Source organism: Meiothermus sp. (assembly GCF_025056915.1).
Taxonomy (GTDB): domain Bacteria; phylum Deinococcota; class Deinococci; order Deinococcales; family Thermaceae; genus Meiothermus.
This window is the reverse complement of the sequence record NZ_JANWVH010000116.1, coordinates 1-6074: the sequence shown is the minus strand read 5'-3', so window position 1 is coordinate 6074 and position 6074 is coordinate 1. Positions and strand designations below refer to the sequence as shown.

Annotated in this window: 4 protein-coding genes; 3 read left to right on the top strand and 1 reads right to left on the bottom strand. The window is 66.8% G+C overall.

Annotation, left to right across the window (positions count from 1 at the left end; genetic code table 11):
• A complete protein-coding gene (locus tag NZN28_RS13555) occupies positions 1-1113 on the bottom strand; it encodes a type IV pilus twitching motility protein PilT (protein WP_295399023.1) in 1113 nt (370 codons plus the stop codon).
• 240 nt (positions 1114-1353) lie between these two features.
• On the opposite strand from NZN28_RS13555, the gene NZN28_RS13550 reads away from it, so the two are divergent.
• The 3 genes from NZN28_RS13550 to NZN28_RS13540 all read left to right on the top strand — a co-directional run.
• The gene (locus tag NZN28_RS13550) at positions 1354-1788 is read left to right on the top strand and encodes a universal stress protein (protein WP_295399022.1); all 435 of its coding nucleotides are present in this window, start codon (positions 1354-1356) and stop codon (positions 1786-1788) included.
• 26 nt (positions 1789-1814) lie between these two features.
• Entirely contained in the window at positions 1815-2600 is a 786-nt protein-coding gene (locus NZN28_RS13545; protein ID WP_295399020.1) for an ABC-2 family transporter protein, read from the top strand.
• Positions 2601-2659: 59 nt separating this feature from the next.
• The coding region (locus tag NZN28_RS13540; RefSeq protein ID WP_295399018.1) for an AAA family ATPase at positions 2660-6074 on the top strand (3415 nt) is incomplete at its 3' end.

The window sequence follows — 6074 nt, the reverse complement described above, 5'->3', positions numbered from 1 at the left end:
CTAGTTGCCGTGTTGCACCACCGCTTCGTCAATCAAGGTCTGGCGGGCTGCGTTGATTTGCAGGGCCTTCACCTTGACGTACTGGGCGCTGGTGGCGTGGGCCAGGGCGGTTTCCAGGTCAATCTGGTCGCGGGCGTACAGCTCGGCCAGGTGGTCGTCGAAGGTCTGCATCCCATCCAGCGACGAATCCTTGAGGGCCTCGTAGATTTCGTTGGTGCGGTCGGGGTCTTTGATCAGGTCGCGGATGCGCAGGTTGCCCTTGAGGATTTCCATCGCACACACCCGCCCGCCTTGCTTGCTGGGCAGGAGTCGCTGAGAGACAATGCCGACCAGCGACTCGGCAAACAGGATACGGGCCACCTCGCGCTCGTGGGGCGGGAAGAGGTCGAGCACACGGTTGACGGTGCGCACGGTGTCGAGGGTATGGAGCGTGGAGAAGACCAGGTGTCCGGTCTGGGCTGCCTCCAGGGCTGCCGCTGCTGTGGCGTGGTCGCGAATCTCGCCAATCATGATGACATCGGGGTCTTGGCGCATGGCCGCCACCAGCCCATCCTTGAAGCTGGGAGCGTCCTGCCCAATCTCCCGCTGCACCACGATGGAATTTTTGGCCCGGTGCAGGTATTCGATGGGGTCTTCCAGGGTCACAATCATCTTGGCGTGATGCTGGTTGATCTCATCGAGGATGCGGGCCAGCGTGGTGGACTTGCCCGATCCGGTGGGGCCGGTGACCAGCACCAGGCCCTTTTCTTTATCGCGGAAATAGTTGATGGTTTCCTGGGGCAGCGAGACAATCTTGAGCTTGCTCTCGTCGGAGTTGACCACCCGCATCACGCAGCTGACCGAGCCCCGCTGCCGGAACAGGTTGACGCGGAAGCGGGCCACCCCCGGCACCGCATAGGCCAGGTCTACCTGGTTGCGTTCGGCAAAAACCGCTTTTTGCCGCTCGTTGCACATCATATCCACCAGTGCGGCGGTGTACTGGGGCGTGAGCGGGCTCTGGGTAATGGGGCTAAGTTTGCCGTGCAGGCGGGCCATGAGGGGCAAGCCTACGTGCATGTGGATGTCGGAAACCCCGCGGGCAACCAAATTGGCGAGCAGTTCGGGAAAAGTCATAAGCAATTGCGATTGTAGGCGGCCTTGCTCGAGTGGGCTGCGCCTTGTGAACACCTGGCTGTTACGTTAATTTCGGCGGTTTGAACCCGACCGGTGCAGGCAGGAATTCCCTTGTGTTTATCGGATTTTTAGCCCAAAATAGAGAGCGTTACGTAGTGGCGTGGAGGCGTTACATTCCCGCGCAGGGGCTTTCGTCCTGAGGGGGCGGGGCTAGCTTAGACTCTGGAGAAAGGAGGGCCAATGTACAAAAAAATCCTGATGCCCACCGATGGCAGCACTTGTAGCCAGAAAGCCATCACCGAAGGCCTGGAAGTGGCCAAGAATATGGGGGCCAGCGTGACGTTCTTGTATGCGGTGGAGAACATCAGCGCAACCCTGTGGATCAGCCCCGAGAGCGTGCCGTATGGCCTCGAGCTGATCGAAGACCTCAAGCGGGTGGGTCAGGAGGCCCTGAACAAGGCCGCCGAGCTAGCCCAGGCCGCCGGAGTCCAGGCCGAGACCAAGCTGGTGGAGGGCCGCCCGGTGGAGGTCATCCTGAACGAGGCCAAAAACCACGACCTGATCGTGATGGGCACCCACGGGCGCAGCGGGCTGGACCGCTTCATGCTGGGCTCGGTCACCGAGGCGGTGCTGCACCGCTCGGACAAGCCGGTGCTGGTGGTGCGCAGCAAATAAGCCCAGATGGGCCGTAGACTGAAGGGGTGCTCGGCAAGCTTCGCTCCCTGCTCGCGGTCTGGTACGCCTATTTTCTGGAATACCGCGCCGAGGTGCTGCTCTGGGCCCTCTCGGCCATGCTGCCCCTGATTCTGATGGGGGTCTGGACCCAGGCCGCCGAGGGCGGCGGCTTTGCCCTGACGGCCCCGGAGTTCGCCCGCTATTTTCTGTGCGTGTTTCTGGTGCGCCAGCTGACCATTGTCTGGGTGATCTGGGAGTTTCAGGACGATGTGGTGCAGGGCCGGCTCTCGTTCAAGCTCTTGAAGCCCATTGACCCCGGCTGGGACCACCTGATGCAGCACGTGGCCGAGCGCCTGACCCGGCTGCCCTTTGGCCTCCTCATCGTGGCGGTCTTCCTGGCCATCTATCCACAGGCCCGCTTTGTGCCCGAGCTCGAGGGGGTGGTGCTGGGGCTGGTGGCCTCGGTGGCCGCTTTCCTGTTGCGCTTCCTGATGCAGTACACCTTCGCCATGCTGTGCTTCTGGACCGAGCGCGGGGCCGCCGTGGAGGAGCTGTGGTTCGTGGCCTATCTCTTCCTTTCGGGCCTGATTGCGCCCCTCTCGGTCTTCCCCGAAGCGGTGCGCAACCTTGCCCTCCTCACTCCCTTTCCCTACCTGGTTTATTTTCCCGCCTCGCTTTTTGCCGGGCTGCCGGTGACGGGCAGCGTGGCCCAGGGGTTTTTGGTGCTGGGGGCCTGGTTCGTGGTGTTCTGGGTGATCAACCGCTGGCTGTGGCGCAGAGGGCTCAGGCAGTTCTCCGGCATGGGGGCTTGAATACCCCAGCGGGCCATAACGGTTGCATAACAGCCTGTGCGTTATTCTGAGCACAAATCATGTCCCCGGTTCGACTGCGCTTGCTGGGAGCGCCTGCGGTGGAGCAGGCGGGAAAGCCGCTGGCGCTGCCCACCCGCAAGCTGTTGGGGCTGCTGGCCTACCTTGCCCTGGAAGGCCCCACCCCCCGCAGCAAGCTGGCCGGTCTGTTCTGGAGCGAGCAGGACGAATCAAGCGCCCGGGGCCACCTCCGGCGCGAGCTCAACCGGCTGCGGCACACCCCGCTGGCGAAAGCCCTGCACACCGAGCGCGACCTGCTGGCTTTGGAGGGCCTCCAGACCGATGTGGCCGCGTTTAGAGCTGCCGTGGAGCATGAAGATTTCCCTGCTGCCCTAGCGCTCCACCGGGGGCCTTTGCTGGAGGGGCTGGAACTTCCGGGCGCGGTGGGGTTTGAAGCGTGGCTCGAGGGGAAGCGCGAGGAACTCGGCCAGACCTATCGCAGCGCCCTGCAAAAGCAAGCCGAAAGGCTTGAGGCCACCCACGACCTGCGGGGGGCCCTGGCCGTGCGTCTCGAGCTGCTGCGGGAGGACGAGCTGCAAGAGCTGCACCACCGCGAGGCCATGCGCCTGCACGCCTTGCTGGGCGAGCGGGAGGCCGCGCTGGAGCGCTTCGGCCGGCTGCGGGCTTTGCTCAAGCGAGAGCTGCACCTCGACCCCCTGCCCGAGACCCTGGAACTTGCCCGCCAGATTGAACAGGGCAGCCTGAGGCCCCCGCCCCCCCCGCCCACCCCAACCCCCACCGGCTTGGCCCTGAACCCTCCCCTGATTGGGCGCGAGGCCGAGTGGGCCCGCCTGGAAGCGGCTTGGGAGGCCCGGCAGGGCATCTACCTGGCGGGGCCGCCCGGCGTGGGGAAAAGCCGGCTGCTGCTCGAGTTCGCCCGGCACCAGGGCCCCTTTTTTCTCCTGCAAGCCCAGCCCTCCGACGGCGGCATCCCCTATGCCTTCTACAGCCGGGCCATCCGGCAGTCGCTGGCCCAGTTTCCGGGCCTGGAACTGGCCCCCTGGGTGCGGCGGGAACTTGCCCGGCTGGTGCCGGAGCTTTCGGACGAACCCCCGCCCCCCATCACCACCCCGGAAGGCAAGCTGCGGCTCCTGGAGGCCCTCACCGAGGTGATCCGGGCCCTGGGGCGGCAGGGCGTGCGGAGCATCGTGACCGACGATTTGCACTTTGTGCGGGATGCCGCCAGCCTCGAGGTGGCCACCTACGCCATGGCCCGGCTCCTGCCGGAGGGGGTGCTGCACCCGCTGGTGGCCTTCCGACAGGAGGAGCTCGAGCCGGTCATCCTGAGAACCATCCGGGAGCAGGTCGAGGGGGGCCAGGCTGTTCTGATTGAGCTGAAGCCCTTTTCCGAGACCGACCTCTTGCGGCTGGTGCGCGCACTCTCGGGCTCCTCGGGGGCCATACGCTTCACCCGGCGGCTCCACGGGGCCACCGGGGGCAATCCCTTGTTCGTGCTGGAAACCCTCAAGGCGCTCTTCGAGTCGGGGGCCTTGCAGGTGGGCCCCGAGGGCTGGCACACCCCCTACGACCAGGAAACCACCGACTACCGCGAGCTGCCCCTGCCCGCCTCGGTGCGGGAGGCCGTGTGGCGGCGCATCGAGGGGCTGGGGGCTGTGCCCCGGCGGCTCCTGGAGGCGGCCAGCCTGGCGGGGGATGGCTTCAGCCTGGAGGTGCTGAGGGGCGCTACCGCCCTTTCGGAGTGGGAAAGCCTGGAGGCCCTCGAGCAGGCCCTGGCCGCCGACCTGTTGCGCCGCCAGGATGCGGGCTATGCCTTCAGCCACGAGCTGGTGCGGCGCTCGGTGCGCGAAGGGCTAGGGCCGGAGCGACGCCGGCTGCTGCACCGCAAACTGGCCCAGAGCCTGGCCCGTCAGGGCGGCAACCCGGCCCGCGTAGCCGAACACTGGGAAGAGGGCGGCAGGCCCCAGGAGGCCATCCCCTGGCGCCTCCGGGCCGCCCTAGCCGCGGTGCGGGTCTATGCCCACCGGGAGGCTTTAGAGCAGTACCAGCTGGCCCTGTCGGACGGTGCAGAAGGCCGGGTGGCTTTTGAGATTCAACGCGAGCGGGCCCGGCTCTGGCAGACCCTGGACGAACGCACCCCCTGGGCTGAGGCCCTGGGCGCGATGGAGCGGCTGGCCCAGGAACTGGGAGAGGCCGCCTTGCAGGCCGAAACCCGGTTGGGCTGGGCCGAGCACCACCTGCTCTGTGGGCGCTATAAGGAGGCGCTGGCCGAGGCCGAAGGGGTGGGGCAGTCCGGGCCTCTGGCCGCTCCCTTACAGGCCAAGGCCCTCTACCTGGGAGGCCGGGCCCTGGGGGCGATGGGTGAGCTTGGGGCCGCCGAAGCCCGTTTGCTGCAAGCCCAGGCCCTACTGCCGGTAGACCCCCTGACCCTCGAGGTCTACGACTGGCTCAGCGTTTTCGCCTACCGGCAGGGCAAGCTGGAGGCCGCCCTGGGCTATACCGAGGCCGAGCGGGCCCTGGCGCAAAAGCTGGGCAACCGCACCGGTCAGAACAACGCCCTGCAAAACGCCGCCACCTTCACCGCCGCCCAGGGCCGCTACCAGGAGGCCGTGCAGCTGGCCGAACGGGCCATTACCGAGGCCAGGGAGATGGGGGACGTAACCCTGCTGCGCTACGCCCTTTTGAACCTGTTTGCCATCCACTACCAGTGCAGCAACTTCGAGGCCGCCCTGGGCCCCCTCGAGGAGGGCCTGCAAATGGCCCGTGAGCCGCAAAACCCCGAGATGGAGGCCAAGTTTCTGAACAACCTGAGCCTGGTGCACTGGTACCGAGGGGCGCTGGGGGAGGCCTACCGGGCGGTGTCTCGGGCGCTGGAGCTGAGCCAGAAAAGCGGCCACCGCGCCGACGCCCTCTTTTACCAGGTGGTGCTGGCCGACGACCTGCACTGGCTGGGCCAGCCCGCCGAAGCCCGGCGGCTGCTGGAGGCCGCCGTTCAGGCCATACAGGAGCTGGGCTTGTGGGGCCGCCTGCCCTGGGCCGAGACCCACCTGGCCCGCTGCGAGGTCTCGCTGGGGCAGCCCGAGCAAGCCCTAAAGCGGCTCGAGCGCCTGCGCCAGGAACCCCACCTGGCCGACTCCCTGAACCTCCCGCGCATGGCCTGGGTGGAGGGGCTGGCCTGGCTGAGGCTGGGTCAACCCACCCGCGCCTTGCAGGCCGTGCAGGACACCCACTCCGACGACCTCACCACCGCCTCGCAGCTCTGGAGCGTTCGGCTTTGGGCCCAGGCCCGGCTTGGGCAGGTTTCCACGGATGACCTGCAAGCAGGGCTAAAGCTTTTGCAGGCCCCGGAAATCCCCCCCTTAGAAAAGCTCGCGCTGCGCCAGGCGGTGATGGCGGCCTTGCGTGCCCGGGGCGATTTACGCCAGGCCCAGGAGCAGCAATGCCTGTGCGAGCAGGCCT

Bases quoted from the DNA above. Each gene is read 5' to 3' on its own strand.
- NZN28_RS13555 (WP_295399023.1), bottom strand. From the start codon at position 1,113: ATGACTTTTCCCGAACTGCTCGCCAATTTGGTTGCCCGCGGGGTTTCC.
- NZN28_RS13550 (WP_295399022.1), top strand. From the start codon at position 1,354: ATGTACAAAAAAATCCTGATGCCCACCGATGGCAGCACTTGTAGCCAG.